Raw genomic sequence first — 1,232 nt, forward strand, 5'->3', positions numbered from 1 at the left:
TGGATATGCAAATGAAAACTGCACATTAAGTTAAGCTACATTTTTGTAATTAATTTGATTGTTAAATTCTTCAATAGTTGCATAATTCAAAGCAGAATGTCTCCTTTTTCTGTTGTACCAAATTTCAATGTATTCAAAGATTTCTAGTTTCATTTGTTCTTTAGAAATCAGTTTGTTTCCATAAATCAATTCAGTTTTCAAGGATTTAAAAAAGCTTTCCGCTACTGCATTGTCCCAACAATTTCCTTTGCGACTCATACTACGGGTTATTTTTTTATAGGAATCAAGAACATTTACAAACTTTTTGCTTGCATATTGAACACCTCTGTCGGAATGAAAAATCAAACCTTCCTCAATATTTCGGTTTTTAACCGCCATTTTCCAAGCTCCAAGCGTAGTTTCATCTGTACTCATTCCATCGCTCAAACTCCAACCTATAATTTTTCGGTCGTATAAATCCATAATAGTTGTCAGGTATACAAATCCCTCTTTGGTTTGAATATAGGTGATATCAGAAACCCAAGCTTTTGAAGGCATTTTTACAATAAACCCTCTGTTTAATATATTTTCAACGATTAAATAATTATGATTTGAGTTGGTCGTTACTTTGAATTTCTTGCTTAATTTACTTCGTAAGCCTAACTGTTTCATATATTTTGCTACACTAATTCTTGAAATTTTATAACCAATACTCCTAAGTTCTAATGTTATTCTAGGACTTCCGTATCGTTGTTTGGATTCAAAATAAATCAATGTTATCTTTTCTTTTATGGCGATTTTTCGTTGCTGTCTTGCAGTGATTGTTTGTTTTTTCCATCGGTAATAACTTCCACTACTCACTTGTAGAACTTTGCACATTTTTTCAATCGGGAATAGTTGTTCATTGTTTTTAATGAAACTATAAATCATCGACCGCTCTTGGAAAAAATGCCGATTGCTTTTTTTAATATATCGCGCTCTAACTCGGCATCTTTGAGTCTTTTCTCCAGTTCGTGAATTTTTTCTTGTTCGGGACTTAGTTTTAAATTCCCTTTTCCAGGAAAACTTCCCTCTCCAAATTCCTCGAACTCTTTGCGCCATTTGTACAACTGTGGTGCTGTTACTCCCAGCTCTCTGGCCAGTTCTGATATGTTTGTTCTCTCATAACTCAATTGGACGGCTTTTTCTTTGAAAGCTTTGTCATAAATTTTGCGGACTTGTTTCATAGGTTAAAATTAAGATTATTTCTTAAC

Annotated in this window: 1 protein-coding gene and 1 pseudogene; both read right to left on the reverse strand. The window is 33.1% G+C overall.

Annotated features, from left to right (window positions below):
• Positions 1–30: 30 nt before the first annotated feature.
• Positions 31–1,080: an IS3 family transposase gene (locus FNW38_RS17355; RefSeq protein WP_235890241.1), complete on the reverse strand. Its 1,050-nt coding sequence runs from the start codon at positions 1,078–1,080 to the stop codon at positions 31–33.
• Positions 1,035–1,205, reverse strand: a pseudogene (locus tag FNW38_RS17860) (transposase); the annotation flags it as partial. The pseudogene FNW38_RS17860 and the gene FNW38_RS17355, both read right to left, overlap by 46 nt.
• Positions 1,206–1,232: the final 27 nt, after the last annotated feature.

This window comes from Flavobacterium gawalongense, assembly GCF_007097265.1.
In the GTDB taxonomy this organism is placed as follows: Bacteria; Bacteroidota; Bacteroidia; order Flavobacteriales; family Flavobacteriaceae; genus Flavobacterium; species Flavobacterium gawalongense.